Here is a 17,590-nt window from a genome sequence, read left to right on the forward strand (position 1 = left end):
GGATGCTTTGAGGCTGAAAAGATAATATTTTTAATCTCTAATTCCATTTGATTTGCGTTCTCTCATATCGCTTTTAGTCTAAACTCCAGTAGCTATTAGTGTTACATATTATATTATAATATATTATTATGGTTAACTTTGTCAGTCTACAGTGGAATTACTTAGATGAACGAATTCCTGAAAGCATTTCAGAACATCGCCCAATCTGCGGCTCTCGTCGCGGCGGATGATGATAAATCCTTAGAAATTAAGGAATCTGCTACAACCGTAATTAAGTCTGTCCAGCCTGGGTTTGATGAATTGAGGGAATCAGCCACCAGACTTGAGAAAGTTGTGCAAAAATGCCGAAACGATATCGATCACGCTGAAGACGTTTGGACTTGTAAACTTGGGATTATCCAAGCTTCAAAACAGGAAATATGGCAACAGCTTGGGGAACTGAGCGGCTGTCATGTCAGAATTAATGAACTAGGGCAGCGATGTCAAAATTCGGCGATTGATCAATCTCAAGATTATTGGGATAAAATATTTGATGTCCGCGTGAAACAGAAGTGGTTTATTGATGCAGCCAATAAACAAAAAAAAGGAATTGGCTGGAAAGAAAAAGATTATTGTCTTAAAGATATTCCCCTGGCTGTTAATCTTGTTTGCAGGGAAATAGATCAAATTATTAAGCGGAGCCTGGATCTGGTTTATCAAGACCTTAGCACGATCAACTTAAAAGTGATTACGCAGTGTTTCGGAATTTTAGATAAGCAGACAAAAGCTGTGTGGAATCATCACATGAATTTAAATTTTAGTCAAATAGCAAATAAATTTGAGCAGCCGACAGTTTACTTGCCTGAGAATACCCAATCACTGAGGTCTGCACTTAGTCCGGCTCTGGATAATTTATCCAAATACCGTTTAGGTGATCTTTTCTGGGAAGAGGTTGTAAATTTCAAAAAGCAGGTTTCAACCGCGATCGATAATTTCATTAATTCAATCTTTGATGACAGATTATACCATGTAAGTAGAGCTTTAGTTAAAGCCCTGAGATTTTACAATGAATTTCTCGAAAAGCAAGATAGATATCAGCAAGAAACACCTGCACAACGTCAGGCTGAAAGAGACTGGATTGATTCGCAATGGACAGAAATTCAGAGACTGGAAAAAGGTATTAAAGTAATTCTAAATTCTTCTCCATAATTCCTTAAGCTACTGTCATTGTACTAGAGCGCACTTCTTCATACGCTAAAATAAACTTAGTCACAATTCCATGAAAAAAATGACAACACAACTACTAGAACTAGAGGGAACGTGGGAAGAAATTCTCGCCCAATCAGCCAAATTTGCCGATCGCCGAGTTCGCGTTATTGTTCTTGCTGATGAGGAACCGCTGAAGTCAGCCGAAGACTGTTTTCGTCAAGGAGGGAAGGAAGCAATGACAGGAGACACTGTACCGCTTTCTGAACTGTGGGAAGGTATTGATGCAGCGATCGAGATGATGCAGTCTCTGCCAGAAACTTTGCAGCAGCAAGTAGCCGAATACTTGAAAGAGTATATCGCAGACTTAAAAGATGAGCTTCAATGGGACGAATCTTTCAAGAAAACGCAACCGCAACTTGTGGCTGCTGCCCAACGCGCAAAACAAGAAATTGCTGAAGGAAAGGCACAGGAAATGAGACTCAATGAGTTATGAAATCTGCCACCCTTCCTTCCTTTTGGGAAAAATACAATTCTCTTGACAGTAGAGTAAAAGAGCAAGCTAGAAAAGCTTATCGTTTCTGGCTGGAAAATCCCTTTCATCGATCTTTGCACTTCAAGTGCATCAACCAGGAAGAAAATATCTGGTCTGCAAGAATCACGCGCGGCTATCGAGCAGTGGGGATTTTACAAGGAGATACCGTGACATGGTTTTGGATTGGAAACCACGATGATTATGAACGTTTTTTCTAGTAATCAGGCCGGGGCGGGTTTTCGAGATGGTTGGTTTCAGGCAATTATTGTTAGCGAACCCGCCCCTACATCGCCTGGAATCTTGCCTGTTTCACAAGAGTTAAAAACTTACATCCTTTCTAACACCTTAATCCCCAACAACTCCAAACCCAATTTCAAAGTCCTCGCCGTCAAATCGCACAAAATTAACCGCGAAGTCCGCAACGGTTCCTCAGATTTTAACACCTGACACTGCTCAAAAAATTGATTGTATTTTTGACTCAATTCAAACAAATACTGACAAATTCGATTCGGCAACAAATCGCCCTCAACAGCATTTATCACTTCATTAAATTGCAATAAATGTTTGGCTAAAACCAACTCTGCATCAGACTGCAAGATTACTTTCGCACCAGCATCTAAATTCTCGAAATCAATCTCACCTTTGCGGCGAATTCCCTGCACGCGCGCGTAAGCATACAGCATATAAGGAGCGGTATTTCCTTGCAATGCGAGCATTTTGTCGTAACTAAATACATAGTTGCTGGCGCGGTTTTGACTCAAATCTGCATACTTAACTGCACTCAAACCAACTACGCGACCTACGTTAGCTATAAACTCTTTAGTTTCATGTCTTTCTTCTGTGACTAATCTGTCTTCCAAATCTTTGGTGGCGCGGACAATTGCTTCATCGAGCAAATCTCGCAATCGTACTGTATCGCCAGAACGAGTTTTGGCTCTTTTGCCATCTTCTCCTAATACCAAGCCGAAGGGAACGTGGACAATCTCGACATCTTCGGGAATCCAACCGGCTTTTCTGGCTACTGCAAATACTTGGGCAAAATGGTTGGCTTGTCCTGAATCTGTGACGTAAATTAAGCGCTTTGCATTGTCTTTTTGGATGCGGTAGCGCACTGCTGCTAAATCTGTTGTGGCGTAATTGTAGCCGCCGTCGGTTTTTTGGACGATTAGCGGCAGCGGTTCGCCTTCTTTATTGGTGAAACCGTCTACAAAAACGCATTTCGCGCCGTCACTTTCTACTAGCAAACCTAAGTTGGTTAAATCTTCGACTACTGCGGGCAATAATGGATTGTAAAACGATTCGCCGCGTTCGGTTAATTTGATATCGAGCAAATCGTATATTACTTGAAATTCGCGGCGCGATTGATCGCACAGCAATTTCCAAGCGTGGCGGGTGTCTTCGGCGCCTGCTTGCAGTTTTACTACTTCTTGGCGGGCGGTTTCTTTGAAGGTTTCGTCTGTGTCAAAGCGCTGTTTTGCTTGGCGGTAAAATGCGACTAAATCGCCTAAATCTAGGGCGTCAGCGGTTGTGAGCGCTTCAGGGTGAACTTCGCGCAAATATGCGATCAGCATTCCGAATTGGGTGCCCCAGTCGCCGATGTGGTTGATTCTGAGTACGTCGTGGCCTTGAAATTCGAGGGTACGGGCGATCGCATCTCCGATAATTGTCGATCGCAAATGTCCGACGTGCATTTCTTTGGCTATATTCGGACTGGAAAAGTCGATCGCGATTGTCTGAGGCGTTTTCGCCGATTCAATCCCCAAACGCGAGTCGGCAGCGATCGCACTAATTTGCGCTTCCAAATAAGCCGGTTTCAGCTTCAAATTGATAAAACCTGGCCCGGCGATTTCTGGGGTTTCGCAGATGTCACTAATATCTAGGTTTTCGATAATTGTCGAGGCGATCGCCCGTGGGGGCTTTCCTAACTTTTTCCCCAAACTCATTGCCGCGTTGCACTGAAAGTCCCCAAAGTTGGGATTGCTGGCGGCGGCTAGCATCGGATCTGCACCTGCATAACTTTCGCCGAATGCAGCGGTGAATGCTTTTTCAAATCTTGCTTTTAACTGTTGGGCGATCGAGTTCATGTTTAATATTTTGATTGGATGTTTATTTTAAACTCTAAATTAAGCACTTTTTGCCAATAATACTCTTACTACTTACGTAATTTCCCTCTCTCCCTCTCCTCCTCTACCCCTCTCCCTCTCTCCCCAGTTACTAGGAAATTTTGTAGTTAGCTGTGAGCTGCTGATGCGATCAAAATCACTGGCAGTGGTAACACACAGTACATTTTATCACAGTTGCGATCGCTACACAAATTAAAAAATGTCACATCAAGTCCATGATCTCGATCGCTAAATCATTTTGTTAAATCCCTTACATTAAGGTATGTTAAAATTTTTTCAAGGCTCCCAAAAATCCTACGAAAGGAAGTAGTTATGTTATCTCAACCTATTTTTGGCGATCGTTCTCTGACCCAAGCCTTTTATCAAGCAGTAATCGATCGCTTCTACGACGGTTTCAGTCTCTCCACCCAAGCACTATTACGAGAGTGTACTCTCGGCTTCGCTCCCTGTCCCGAGGGAGTCAAAACCTTTTTCATCATCGCGCCGAGTCTGGATGCAGCAGAGCAACTAATTGAAAAAATGGACAGTATTTTGGAGCGAGTTGCCGAACTCATGGCAGGAGTCGGACAAGTTGCCCTGTGCATACTTCCGGCCGGCAGCGAGGCAGAGCAATCAGTCGATCTGCAAAACTTAGAAAAAGTTCCCCCGGATTGTCTGGCTTGCAAATTCTTTACTATTAGATGTGCCGATGCTGCGGCCGATCGATAAAATTGACAGTTAGCAACCAGCAACTGTACACGGTTCGGCTGAACCTGTGCCTGTGCCGGCGCGGGGTAGATTGTCTGTTAGTTACAGTCCCTGGAATTATCGGGCAAAGAGTGCAGGTAATTAGATCGTTTGCCAGGTTGCACTCGCAATCCTTGGCAAGTGTTAAACAAGCAGGCAAAATATATATATCAAATGCCCGCTTGTCAGTCGCTCAGATTTTTACCTGCAGGATCAAACAGCCGTGCATCTACTTTTTACCTTCCCAATAAAGGCCACCAAAAAGCCGCATTAACTCTTCTGGGTGTCTCGCTTCAAAAGACAGCAGCAGAAATTAGGCGGTATCGCTGGAAAATAGAGTTTTGCGAAATATCTGCTCGTGTTCAGAATAAGCAGAAATATTCTCAAAAATAGATAAGACTTTCGCGTGTTTACTTCAGAAACCTGGTTTCTAGCGCCGCGCTTCCTATTCGCGGTTCGCGGCGAAGTTGACAGAAAATAGGCTGTTTGTGGGCGAGTCACAAGCTATACACAAAGCAAAGCTCAACTCAAAAAAAGATGAGTTTTCCAGCGACACCCTTGGCAGTGCAGAGCGATCGTATCACAGGCTCATAGAATTTGTTAAAAATTTAAGTTGAAAATTTGAATTATTAAATTTTATGCCTAACATTGGCGATAAAATCTAAGATTGAAATTCTCAAATCTGAAATCAAGGCATCATGGTAAAACTGACACCAAATCCCAGCTTTAGTTTAACAATTCGGGTTGCTCTGCCGAACCAGCCGGGAATGCTGGCAAAAGTTACCAGCGCGATCGCATCTGTCGGCGGCAACTTCGGCCAAATTGACTTGATCGAGCAAACCCGCGCCACTACAGTTCGCGATATCACCGTCGATGCTTACAGCATCGAGCACAACGAAGAAATACTCCAAGCAGTGAAAGCGCTGCCTGATATTAAAGTGATCGATGTGTACGATCGCACTTTCAACTTGCACCGCGGCGGAAAAATCAGCGTAGTTAGCAAAATTTCCCTCAAACGCCAGTCTGATTTGGCAATGGCATACACCCCTGGAGTCGGCCGCATCTGCACTGCGATCGCCAATGACCCCGAACAAGTTTACAACCTCACAATCAAACAAAATACTGTTGCCATTGTTACCGACGGTAGCGCAGTTTTGGGACTGGGAAACCTCGGCCCTGCCGCCGCACTGCCAGTCATGGAAGGCAAAGCCATGCTATTTAAAGAATTTGCAGGTATTGACGCCTTTCCTATCTGTTTGAATACCCAAGATACCGAGGAAATTATTCGCACAGTGCAGAATATCGCCCCGGTTTTTGGCGGCGTTAACCTCGAAGATATTTCTTCTCCCCGCTGCTTTGAAATCGAAGCAAGATTGCGGGAAACCTTAGATATTCCAATTTTTCACGACGACCAGCACGGCACTGCGATTGTCAGTTTGGCAGCATTAATTAATGCCTTGAAAATCGTCAAAAAAACCATAGCAGAAGTGTGTATCGTGATTAACGGAGCCGGTGCGGCAGGAGTCGCGATCGCCCGGTTGCTGCGTAAAGCAGGTGCGGAAAACATCATCATGTGCGACTCCAAAGGCGTCCTCTCCCAAGACCGCACGGATATGAACCCAGAAAAACTAGAATTTGCTGTGGCTTCGAGCGGTACTTTGGAAGATGCGATCGCCGGTGCCGATGTATTTTTAGGGGTCAGCGCGCCCGGAGTGCTCACCCGTGCGATGGTGCGTTTGATGGCCGAAAATCCCATTGTTTTTGCAATGGCAAATCCCATTCCCGAAATTCAGCCAGAATTAATTGTGGATGATGGGGTAATCATTGCCACCGGACGCAGTGACTACCCGAATCAAATTAACAATGTTTTGGCATTTCCGGGAATATTTCGAGGTGCTTTGGACTGCAAAGCTGCCACGATTACGCCCAGTATGTATTTGGAAGCAGCTTACGCGATCGCCTCTTTAGTCAGCCCTTCCCAGCTTGACAAAGAGCACATTATACCGTCTGTTTTTGACGAAAGAGTTGCCATTGCTGTCGCCGGTGCAGTACAGTTGGCGGCCAGAGCCGAAGGTATTGCCCGCGATTAATTGAAGGAAGAAGGAAGAAGCAAGAGGGAAGAAGGAAGAAGCAAGAGGGAAGAAGGAAGAAGCAAGAGGGAAGAAGGAAGAAGGAAGAAGGAAGAAGCAAGAGGGAAGAAGCAAGAAGCAAGAGGGAAGAAGGAAGAAGGAAGAACTTTGGAGGGAAGATACTATGTATAAATTAATGGTCTTTGTACCAGTTTTGTACTTCTTCTTTTGTAATTTTTCTGGTTTCTTCTCATTCCCTCTTTCCTCATCCCCATTGATTATTACTCATTTTTGTTTCCCCATCCTGTCTTTTTCCTCAACATCCATCCGTTAAATCCAGTACAGGGATCGTTGCCGAACTACCCTCGAACCTCGAACCTCGAACCTCTTCCTTCTTCCCTCGAACCTCAGCATCCATCCGTTACATCCGTTACATCCGTTATACAATCCGTTGCCGAACTTCCTTCTTCTCTCTTGCTTAATCAAGGATAAAAGTCACAGCAATACACAATATAAAAAGATATAATTAAATAACTCAAGCCCAGCTATGTCAGATGCAAAGCCAGTTAGGAAAAGCCAAGCGCGATCGCTCCCGCCGCCAATTGTTAGAACTCAGCCCGATCGGGTTGGCATTGTGCCGGACGGACGGGACTTTTCTCGACGTAAATCCAGCTTTTGCAAGTATTATCGGCCGCACAGTTGCAGAAACTCTCCACCTCAACTACTGGGAAATTCAGCAAACACAGTGCGCGCGCCCAGAAAAATCTCTAGAATGTCAAGCAAAAAATAGCCACACGCACCTGTGCGAAGCAGCATACAAACATAAAAACAACCATCTCGTACCCGTGCGAGTTTGCGAGCGGGCAATTGAAACAGGGGGAGAGTGCGCGATTTGGCTGACTGCTGAAGAAATTTTTAATCCTGAGCCTGAAAATAGCGAGCCGCTGGAATCAGCGCCCCCGCACAGCAATTCACATCTAGAAAAATTGCTCGCAGAGCAGACTGCCGAACTGGCAAAAACTCAGAAACTACTCGAAGAAAAAATCGCCGAACTGGAACAGACCAAAGAAAAATTGCGTCTCCAAAGTCAAATTATCGACCAAATTCAGGAGTCGGTGATTTCTACAGATATAGACGGCTCGATCGGCATTTGGAATCAAGCCTCCCAAAAGTTATACGGCTATCAAAAAACTGAGGCTATCGGACAGCACATTTCTCTAATTTACTCGCCAGAACAGCACGAATTTTTGTTAGATCAAGTCATCAAACCGCTACAAAAAAAAGGCGAGCCAGAAATAGAAGTTATAACACGCCGTAAATCGGGAGAAAATTTTTACTCGCACCTGATGCTTTCGCTATTGAAAGACAGCACGGGAGAAGTTGTCGGGATGATTTGCTATTTAACAGATCTCAGCGCTCGCAAAGCTTTAGAACAAGAATTAGCACAGAGACAAGCACTATTTGATGCCTTTTTTAAGGAGGCGCCGGCGGGGCTTTGCATTTTGGACTCCCAACTGCGGTACGTGCAAGTTAATCAATTTATAGCAGAAATAAATTGCCTGAGTCCAGCAGAGCACATCGGCAAAACTGTACGCGAAATATTGCCGAATATCGCTCCAATTGTAGAGCCTTTATACGAACAAATTTTGAGAACGAAACAACCCCTAATTAACATCGAGATGAGTTGTGAAAATCCAAGACAACCGGGGTTAGTCCGACACCTGACAGGCTCTTATTTTCCCCTGCTCGACAAAGATGGCGAAGCGATCGGCATCGGTGCAGTCGTAGTTGACATTAGCGATCGCAAACTTGCAGAAGCTGCACTGCAAAAAAGCGAACAGCTTTACCGCACGATGGCAAGCAACTTTCCTAACGGTGCGGTGATGTTGTTCGATCCAGAACTGCGCTACACGCTGGTAGAAGGTACAGAATTAGCAGCAGTGGGGCTTTCTAAAGAGTTGATGGAAGGCAAGACAATCTGGGATGTATTCGAGCCAGATGTTTGCGCTTATCTCGAACCAACTTATCGGGCAGCACTGACAGGAAAAACAGTTGTTACAGAAATTATTTACAGCGATCGCGTCTACCTCGGTTATGCTTTGCCACTCAGAAACGAACGGCAAGAAATCATCGGCGGATTGCTAATGACTCAAAACATTACGGCTCGCCAATTAGCAGAAGAAGCGCTCAGGGAAAGCGAGGAAAAGTACAGGTGCATTGTCGAGACAGCCGACGAAGGAATTTGGATCGTAGATGCGGAGGGTAAAACTACTTTTGTCAACCAAAAAATGGCCGATATGCTCGGCTGCACCCCAGAGGAAATGATCGGGGAGTCGCTATTTGCTTTCATGGATGCAGAAGGTATAGCGATCGCACAAGTCAATCTCGACCGCCGCCGTGAAGGAATTCGCGAACAGCTCGATTTTAAGTTCCGTCGCCGAGACGGCAGCGACTTGTGGGCGATGGTTTCTACTAATTCCTTGGCAGACAAACAGGGACGGTATGTGGGCGCTTTGGCAATGGTTGTCGACATTACCGATCGCAAGCAAACAGAAGCCGCATTGCAGCAGTCGGAAGCCAAATTTCGATCGCTCTACGAATTAACCAGTTTGCCTGTTTTTATGTTATGTGACAATGCCATCACCGATGCCAACACAGCCACCCTAAAACTATTTGGCTGCACTACCCCGCAACAGTTGTACGGCAAAAACCCCGGCCAACTGTCGCCTCCTTTCCAACCTAACGGCAGAGATTCTTTGAGCTTGGTTAACGAAGTGATAGATCTCGCCTTTGAGAGGGGAAACCACCGTTTTGATTGGGTTCACCAGCGCTTAGACGGTACTGATTTTCCCGCAGAAGTCGTGCTGACAATCATCGAGGTTGGAAATGAAAAAATTATCCAAGCAGTTATTCAAGATTTAACGGATCGCAAACTTGCAGAAGAAACTTTAGTGCGATCGGAACAAGCGCTCATACAGCAAGCTCAGCGAGAACTGCTGCTCAATCAAATTGCCAATCAAATCCGCACTTCTTTGGATTTAGACACGATTTTAGAAACCGCCGTTCAAGAAATTCGCAATCTGATGCACCTAGATTGGTGCATCTTCACTTGGTATCGCCCCAACACCAATCCTCCGGTTTGGGACGTAACTTACGAAGCGAAGAATGCAGATTTGCCGAGTATGCTTGGCACTTATCCTGTAGACGACAAATCTCATCTCGCAGTGCGACAAATTTTGCGGCGAGAAATTCTGCGAATTGATGATGTCAGCACTTTTGAAGATGTAGAATTGCGCGAACTTTTCCAGGCTTCAAATTTTAACTCAGTGCTGTCGCTGCCAATTCATACAGCTTCCGGCGATATTGGGGTGATTACCTGCTATCAGGCTATGTCCGTGCGAAATTGGAGCGAATCGGAAGTCGAACTGATGCAAGCGGTGGTCGCTCAAATTGCGATCGCGATCGACCACGCCGAACTGTACACCCAAACCCGCACAGCGGCTCGATTAGCTCAAGCTCAAACTCAACAGCTAGAACAAACTTTGCACGAACTCCAACGCACCCAAACTCAATTAATTCAAAGTGAAAAAATGTCGAGTTTGGGACAGTTAGTAGCAGGCGTCGCCCACGAAATTAACAACCCGGTTAATTTTATCTACGGCAATCTCAGCTACACCAGCGAATACACTCAAAAGTTGCTAAAAATTCTGCAACTTTACCATAAGGAATACCCGCAGCCAACCGCAAGAATTTTAGAGGCAAGAGAAGACTTTGAAATTGATTATCTTGTTGAAGATTTACCCAAAATTTTAGCATCTATGAAAGTCGGAGCCGATCGCATCCGCGACATAGTTTTGAGCCTGCGGACTTTCTCAAGACTTGACGAAGCCGAAATGAAACAAGTTGACATTCACCAAGGTCTTGAAAGCACGCTGCTGATTTTGCAAAACCGCCTGAAAAATAAACCCGATCGCCCGACAATTAATCTGATTAAAGAATACGGTAATTTGCCTTTAGTTGAATGTTATCCCGGTCAGTTAAATCAAGTATTTATGAATTTGTTGAGCAATGCGCTAGACGCATTGGAAATGGAGATGAATAGATCCGATCGCACCGCCAAAAATCTCGCAATTACGGTTCGCACCCAAGTAACCGACAATAACTGCGTTGCGATACGGATAGCTGACAGCGGCTCCGGGATGAGCGAAGATGTGAAAAAGCGCTTGTTTGACCCATTTTTCACTACTAAACCCATTGGCAAAGGAACTGGCTTAGGATTGGCTATTTCGCACTCTATTGTAGTAGAAAAACACGGCGGCAAGCTTTCTTGCAATTCTGTATTGGGAGAAGGTTCGGAATTTGCGATAGAGATTCCTCTGCGGCAGAAAAAAATAAAGTTAGCGGGTAATTTTTAGTAATTATAGCTTTTTTATACCTAGAGATTTTACGTAAACCCGATCGCACCTTTGCGTCTCCACACCAGTGGTCGGTAGATATCCGCTATTTTCGTACAGTTTAACAGCTTCTTTGAGAATGCTAGCAGTTTCAATCCAGATTTCATCAAATCCGCAAGCGATAATTTTACTTTCCAATTCTTTCAGTAAAAATTTCCCCAAACCCTGCCCCCTTGCTGTTGGCAAAATATACATTTTGCGAATTTCCACAGCATTATTCCCGCGCTCAATCGGATAGTAAGCGGCTGTACCCACTATTTGATCCTGCCGTTCAACTACCCAAAATTCGCCACCCTTGGCTTGATAGTGCAGTTCTACATCATAGACATCTCGATCTGCCCCGTGAGGTTCGCATTTTAAACCGTACTCTGCTAAAACATCCCGAATTAAATAGAAAGCCTCAGCGCGATCGCGCGTTTCCCAGGAACGAATTAAAAAATCCAGATGTTGGGTTTTCATTGGTTGCAACTTAATATTTATTTGTTGACTTTAGCAACTGTAAACTTACTAATTTTTTGTGTTTGACAGTTTTTAAATCCAGCTAACTTTTAACTGTGAATCCTCGGTTCAGGATGAAGAATTGCCAGTAACTCGCTCTCTACTAATGATAATTCCTCCAGCCTGTCAACCACAAGAGCGCGATCGAAATAAGTTGTTGCTAAAATCCAATATACCCCGTAATGGCGCGCTTCCGAAGCCATTAAACTGCGGTAAAACTTAGCTAATTCCGCGTCTGGACAGCGATCGCCCAGCAGCCCCAACCGTTCGTGACTGCGCGCTTCTATCAAACCAGAAACCAACAAAGAATCCAAAAGTCTCTCCGGTTCCTGCTTGCGAATTTGACCGGACAAACCAGCACCGTAGGGAGGTGCAGCCAAAGGGCCCAAAGCGATGCTGCGCTGTTCTAAGCGCTGGTTGACTTGCTCGAAATGCTCTAATTCTTCGCGGGCGATCGCCGTTAGCATCCTCACCAATTTTTCTCGGGCTGGGTAGCGAAACATTAAATTTAACGCTACTCCCGCCGCTTTCCGTTCGCAGTGAGAATGGTCTAATAAGATTGTATCTAAATGGGCGATCGCCTGTTCTATCCAAGCTTCCGAAGTCGGCTGTTTTAAAAACTTAATAGTTGGCAGTGTTGAAGTCATACCATTTTAAATTTGAGATTTGAGATGAGGAATGATGTCGTTGACCTTGGCATCGGAACGATAGGCAACCGAGGACACGGTAATGCCGTTTCCTACCCCAAAATAATCCATCTTCCTTGATAAAAAATGTTACCATCGCCAGATTAATTGTAGGGAAACGGCAATGCCGTGTCCGGCGCGGGGACTAGGACACGGCAATGCCGTTTCCCTACTTTTCAAAATTGATTTTACACAAATTTTCAAACACCGCATACATATCTCCAGCAAACTTTTTCGGATTCCACAGCGGCGACACATTGGCTCCATCTTTAGATTTCACCAACTGTGCTTTAATTGCGTTTCTCAATTCAGGATCTTTACCAAATTTTACACCCAAATCCACATACTCCGACCAAGACCAAGCCACACCAGCTTCAATTCCCAAAGCCTGCAAAAACGAATAACCCATTCTCGACAAAAACTGCTCTCCTGTGCGAGTCACCACCGGCAAATTAAACCACAAAGCCTCTAAAGTGTGAGTTCCTCCGTTGTAAGGATAAGAATCTAACAAAACATCGGCCAGCAAATAGATAATTCTGTGTTCTTCCTCAGTAGCAAACCTCGGCAAAAACTTAATTCGGTGCCTGCCGACTCCTTCAGCTTCGCAAGCTTGGTGATACGCACCCTCAAACACGGCAGCATCGCCTAAAGCTTTGTGAATTAAGATACTGTTCGGCACTTCTTTGAGAATCGCAATTTGTGCTTTCACCAACTCGCGATTAAATTTTCTGCCGGGAGCGACGCACAGGTAAACTATTTGATCCAAACCGATCCGATTCGACTTTCTCAATGCAACCGGATCGACTCCATATCTCTGAAAACCTGACACAGCTACAAAGGAATCCGGCATCCTAATTAGCTGCTCGTCATAATATTTTTCTCGGTCTGCTGGGTGCGAGTGCCAGTCTGTAAGAAAGTAATTTTCCGGCGATATGTAAGGGGCATCAAATCCGAGCCAAGAAACACAGACTGGTGCGGGTTTTTGGTATAAAATGTCAGCGTGAACTGGTACGCTGAGAGAATCTAAATCGACTAAAACATCCAATTCATCTTGCTGAATTTGGTCGATAATTTCTGCGGAATTGGCAAGTCCGTTAGGGTAAGTTTTCGGAAAAGTCAGTTTGCCAAAACTTTCAAATTGCTGAGTGCGATCGTCAGGCACAATTCTTTCGGAAGCGTACAAATACAAATTGGGTGTGATGTCGGACAATTCGCGAATGATGTCAGCGCTGCACCAACCTACAGAATGGCGGCTGAAGTGATTGGACAAAAAGCCGATTTTTAACTTGCTGGATGGGGCATTTGGTTTGAAACTGTAATTTGCGGGTTGAGAAAAATTAGGTTTGATACATTTGTCGATATACTTTTGGGCAATTAATCTGTAAAGTTTTGAGTTGGCAGCCAAGTCATCTCGCAAATAAGGCGTGCTGAATAATAAGTTTGCATAAAGCGATTTAATTTCTACCGAACTAGCGGTTTCTAAGTTTTGCTGCAAGTACGACTCTAGTTCTAAAAATCGATCGCCCGCAATTTGATTCAATCCCGACACTTGATAGGTGCTGACGAAGTAAATAGCCGTCATAATTGGATCTGTTTCGGCACACATTTGGCTGTATTTGTGCACGGCTTGCCGCGCGGCCGCTAAATCGCTAGTATCTCTGAGGATGCCGCATAAATGTTGGTGAGCCGAAATAAAATCGGGTTTAATTTCTAGGGCTTTTTGAAGGTTGGGTATTGCGTCTTTAAATTTGCCTTGGTGGCGCAAAACTATGCCAATTTGACAGTATGCTTCGGCTAAATCGGGTTTGAATGCGATCGCCTGCTGCCATGCAGCCACCGCCTCATCTAACTTCCCTTGCCGCGCTAATTTATCTCCTAAATTTAAGTGAAAATCTACCTGAGCCAGATGGGGATTGAGTTCGAGAGCTTTTTGCTCGTATGCTACCGCTGCATCCGGCTGCCCCTGCTGCTTCAGTGTCCCTGCCAAATTCCAGTAAGCAGCAGCCAAATTTGGTTTGAGTTCGATCGCCTTTTCGTAATTGACAATCGCCTCCACCAAATGCCCTTGTTTGTAGAGCATACTGCCCAAATTAGCATAAGCCTCAGCAAAGTCGGGATTCAGGGCGATCGCCTCAGAATAAAACCGCATCGCTTCCTCAATGTAGCCGCTTGCTTGCTGCACATTCCCCATTGTCACGTAAGCCGCCGCCCAATCCGGTTGCAATTCCAGAGCTCGGCGACAAGCAGCGACGGCTGCTGCTAAATTGCCTTGAGAGTAATACATTTCTGCAACTACTGTCAGCGATGCAGCATCTTCAAATTGGGGTGTTTCGGATTGGTTGCGAAAATCGGAATTCATTTGGCGGCCTATCTGTGCTATCAAGTTAAAGGTTGAATCTATATTATTTTGCAGAGTAGCAGTTTTAGCGGAACTACGGGCGATCGTCACAGAGAATTTATGAGCGACAAGCAAGCGACACAGCGCCAACATAACATCAAGTGGAAACCAAACCTCCTGCTGGGGATACTCTTGTTAACCTTAGCAATTCCCTTACCCTTTGCCCAAAAGACTCTCGCACAGCAGCAGACAGCCAGCTTTAGGCAGAAATTATTTCAAACGGCTCTTTATTTCACGCTCTATTTTGAGGGCGGATTCAGCAATCACCCAGCCGATAAGGGCGGCAGAACTTATCGGGGTGTCTTGCAAACGGAATACAACGCTTACCGCTACAGTCGTGGGCTTCCGCCCCTCGACGTGACGCAGATGTCGGAAGCAGAGCTCCTAGAAATTTATAAATATTACTGGGATTCGAGTCTCTCTGGCACGATGCAGCCGGCTTTGGCGATCGTCATGTTTGACACCGCCGTTAATTTCGGTATTAATAACTCAATTACCTTTCTCCAGCAAGCCTTAGGATTGCCGCAAACCGGAATTTTCGATCCGCGCACCAAGGAAGCATTGAAAGCCGCTAACAACAAAAATACCGCGCTGCAAATGATTAACGAACGGATTATTTACCGCTACAAACGGGTGCAAGAAGATCCGACTCAGATGGCTTTTTTCCGGGGTTGGCTGAGCCGAGATTACAGTTTGTGGGGCTACGTGAACAAGCTTAAAAATTAACTGTTAGCTGTTAACTGTTAGCCGTTAACAGTTAATAAGCTGGCGCGAATCTAATTTTTACAATCTTGTTTCTTGAAATTATTGTGGGGTGGGCAGGAGAACCCGCCCGAAATTTCAAATCTCAAGGCAAAACACCTTATCCGGCTCAAATAACCCTTATAGGTTTGTAGTGAGGACTAGATTCATCATAAAACTCAGACGATGCACGTCCTCACTACTCCGATCGATATCTTTTTAAATCCCTAAGCTCCTCTCGGATAAAAATTAGTAAATTCAAATTAACATATTGACAACTTGTCAAGTAACTTAATTTCATAAAAGTCACAATTTTGATTCATAAAAGTCATATTTATCAAGATATATTTCAGCTCTTAAAAAACTTAGTAATTTCCAAGTAAACGGTCTATAACATAAATATAAAAACCCAGTGTCTAGGTGCTGCACAAGTAACTTAAGCCATGAAACTATGACGGTAGAAGAAGCAATAATTTTTTTAGACAATCTGGTATACGAACAAACGGAAAAACACCTGAGTCGGTTGCAACAGTCGATAATTCGAGGCGTTGTAGGGGGTTTGACGTACCAAGAAATTCAGCAAAACGATCCGATCGCCCGCGGGTACACAGTGGGCTACCTGGGGCGGTATGTCGGCTACAACTTGTGGAAAGATCTCACCAAGGTACTGAAGCAAGCAGGAATTATTGGACAAGAAGAAAAAGTAGTCGGAGCAAATCTTTGGGACTGCATCATGAGATCTGTACAAAAAGGCATACAACCCGGTAAACCTACCGATCCGCTATTGGGCAAACTCATGCGGATGCGTTACCGAATCACCGAACATTTGGTGAGTACCGAGTACAGCGATACGTATCTTGCTGAAGATGAAAACTTGCCCGATCGCCCTTTCTGCCTTGTCAAGCGCTTGAAAAGTCAGTCGGAAAGAACCAGCCAGTTATTCGATCGAGAAACGCGGGTTTTATATCGATTGGGCCAACACGAGCGGATACCAGAATTGTTAGCTCGCTTTGAAGAAGATAGATATTTTTATTTAGTCTATCAATTCATCGAAGGGCAACCCTTGTATCAAGAACTAACCGAAGGTCAACCTTGGGAAGAACATCAGGTTATCGCTTTGTTGAAAGATATCTTGGAAGTGCTTGTTTTCGTTCACAAACAAGATGTAATTCACCGCGATGTACACCCTCAAAACTTAATCAGGCGGACATCAGATGGCAAGATTGTATTAATTGACTTTGGGGCCGTTAAAGAAATCAACACTTCACAAAACAGCATCGGTCAAACGAAATCGCGCGGCGGTACTCAGCAAGACTACATCCCCCCCGAACAAGCCATCGGATCGCCGAAATTTTGCAGCGACATCTATGCTGTCGGGATTATCGGGATTCAAGCCTTGACAGGAATGCGCCCGAAACAACTGAGAGTTGATAATTTAGGGAATCTCATCTGGGAGAAAAATGCAACTGTCACTCCGGAGTTTGCTCGCGTTTTAGACCAGATGGTGCTGTACGCTTTCCCCCAGCGTTACCCCTCAGCAACCGAAGCTTTGGAAGCACTTCAAAAGTTGGGAGTTAGTTGACAGTTGTCAGTTGACTGTTGTCAGTTGACTGTTGTCAGTTGTCATCCGTCATTAGTTGACGAACAAAACCCAAAACTATTGTACGCGAGCATCTGTAGGGACACGGCATTGCCGTGTCCTTACCGGGATATGAGACTTTTAATAATTGATATAAGATTGAGGATTCTAGCAATAGTTTTCAAGCTCGTAATCACAAGCAATTTAGTGCATATTGTCAAGTCTTTTAAAGAATAGTTTAGCGTAACTTTTTTGCCGATCGCATTTCCCACACCCGTAGCACCCGGTTTACAATGCGAGTGATCTTGTTGCAGATAGATTCATCCGCTACCATTCTCCCTCCATGTACTGAGTAAAAACACTCGGTCTTGCCGATGAATCGGGCGCCAATTTCCGAGATCGAAGGGACAAGGAACAAGGAACAAGGAATTTTTTTAAAAATTTACCACCCAGAAAAATTATTGAATTCTGCCGAATGCCTTCTACATAAGAGTTTTGAACCTTCGGTTGACTACCTCTCTCAAGTTAGATAAAATTATTCAGATTTTATGCTTAGCAGTTTTAAGAAAATCTTAAGCCGCTTTGTATAGCGGGCA

At 44.6% G+C, this 17,590-nt stretch carries 13 protein-coding genes; 9 read left to right on the forward strand and 4 right to left on the reverse strand.

Features of this window, described 5'->3' with window-relative positions; all coding sequences use genetic code 11:
- Positions 1-165 precede the first annotated feature (165 nt).
- The 3 genes from E5S67_RS23435 (at position 166) to E5S67_RS23445 (ending at position 1,938) form a co-directional block, all read left to right on the forward strand.
- Positions 166-1,188 (forward strand): hypothetical protein, encoded by a 1,023-nt coding sequence (locus E5S67_RS23435; RefSeq protein ID WP_172190773.1) that lies wholly within the window; start codon positions 166-168, stop codon positions 1,186-1,188.
- A 79-nt stretch (positions 1,189-1,267) separates the two neighbouring features.
- Entirely contained in the window at positions 1,268-1,681 is a 414-nt protein-coding gene (locus E5S67_RS33615; protein WP_246276953.1) for a hypothetical protein, read from the forward strand.
- Positions 1,678-1,938: a ParE family toxin-like protein gene (locus E5S67_RS23445; RefSeq protein WP_172190774.1), complete on the forward strand. Its 261-nt coding sequence runs from the start codon at positions 1,678-1,680 to the stop codon at positions 1,936-1,938. Before E5S67_RS33615 ends, E5S67_RS23445 begins: the two co-directional genes overlap by 4 nt.
- 108 nt (positions 1,939-2,046) lie before the next feature.
- On the opposite strand, the gene argS is transcribed toward E5S67_RS23445, so the two are convergent.
- Positions 2,047-3,804, reverse strand: coding sequence for an arginine--tRNA ligase (argS, locus tag E5S67_RS23450; protein ID WP_172190775.1), 1,758 nt, complete (start codon positions 3,802-3,804; stop codon positions 2,047-2,049).
- 351 nt (positions 3,805-4,155) lie between these two features.
- Here argS and E5S67_RS23455 point away from each other — a divergent pair, with 351 nt between their 5' ends.
- The 4 genes from E5S67_RS23455 (at position 4,156) to E5S67_RS23470 (ending at position 11,053) form a co-directional block, all read left to right on the forward strand.
- On the forward strand, positions 4,156-4,551 hold the full coding sequence (locus tag E5S67_RS23455; RefSeq protein WP_172190776.1) for a hypothetical protein: 396 nt from the start codon (positions 4,156-4,158) through the stop codon (positions 4,549-4,551).
- Between the two features lie 716 nt (positions 4,552-5,267).
- Positions 5,268-6,659: a malic enzyme-like NAD(P)-binding protein gene (locus E5S67_RS23460; RefSeq protein ID WP_172190777.1), complete on the forward strand. Its 1,392-nt coding sequence runs from the start codon at positions 5,268-5,270 to the stop codon at positions 6,657-6,659.
- Positions 6,660-6,830 carry a hypothetical protein gene (locus E5S67_RS23465; protein ID WP_172190778.1) on the forward strand — a complete coding sequence of 57 codons (171 nt, stop codon included), beginning with the start codon at positions 6,660-6,662 and terminating at the stop codon, positions 6,828-6,830.
- A gap of 362 nt (positions 6,831-7,192) precedes the next feature.
- A complete protein-coding gene (locus tag E5S67_RS23470; protein ID WP_172190779.1) occupies positions 7,193-11,053 on the forward strand; it encodes a PAS domain S-box protein in 3,861 nt (1,286 codons plus the stop codon).
- 3 nt (positions 11,054-11,056) lie between these two features.
- Here E5S67_RS23470 and E5S67_RS23475 read toward each other — a convergent pair whose 3' ends face one another.
- The 3 genes from E5S67_RS23475 to E5S67_RS23485 all read right to left on the reverse strand — a co-directional run bounded on the left by E5S67_RS23475 (position 11,057) and on the right by E5S67_RS23485 (position 14,635).
- The gene (locus E5S67_RS23475) at positions 11,057-11,551 is read right to left on the reverse strand and encodes a GNAT family N-acetyltransferase (RefSeq protein WP_172190780.1); all 495 of its coding nucleotides are present in this window, start codon (positions 11,549-11,551) and stop codon (positions 11,057-11,059) included.
- 89 nt (positions 11,552-11,640) lie between these two features.
- Positions 11,641-12,237 (reverse strand): MiaE family protein, encoded by a 597-nt coding sequence (locus E5S67_RS23480; protein ID WP_172190781.1) that lies wholly within the window; start codon positions 12,235-12,237, stop codon positions 11,641-11,643.
- Between the two features lie 208 nt (positions 12,238-12,445).
- Positions 12,446-14,635, reverse strand: coding sequence for an O-linked N-acetylglucosamine transferase, SPINDLY family protein (locus E5S67_RS23485; RefSeq protein WP_172190782.1), 2,190 nt, complete (start codon positions 14,633-14,635; stop codon positions 12,446-12,448).
- Positions 14,636-14,734: 99 nt separating this feature from the next.
- Between E5S67_RS23485 and E5S67_RS23490 the strand changes: the two genes are divergently transcribed.
- Positions 14,735-15,400 carry a glycoside hydrolase family 108 protein gene (locus E5S67_RS23490; protein ID WP_172190783.1) on the forward strand — a complete coding sequence of 222 codons (666 nt, stop codon included), beginning with the start codon at positions 14,735-14,737 and terminating at the stop codon, positions 15,398-15,400.
- Between the two features lie 466 nt (positions 15,401-15,866).
- Positions 15,867-16,997, forward strand: a complete 1,131-nt coding sequence (locus E5S67_RS23495; protein WP_172190784.1) for a serine/threonine-protein kinase — start codon at positions 15,867-15,869, stop codon at positions 16,995-16,997.
- Positions 16,998-17,590: the final 593 nt, after the last annotated feature.

It is taken from the genome of Microcoleus asticus IPMA8, from assembly GCF_013179805.1.
In the GTDB taxonomy this organism is placed as follows: Bacteria; Cyanobacteriota; Cyanobacteriia; order Cyanobacteriales; family Microcoleaceae; genus Microcoleus; species Microcoleus asticus.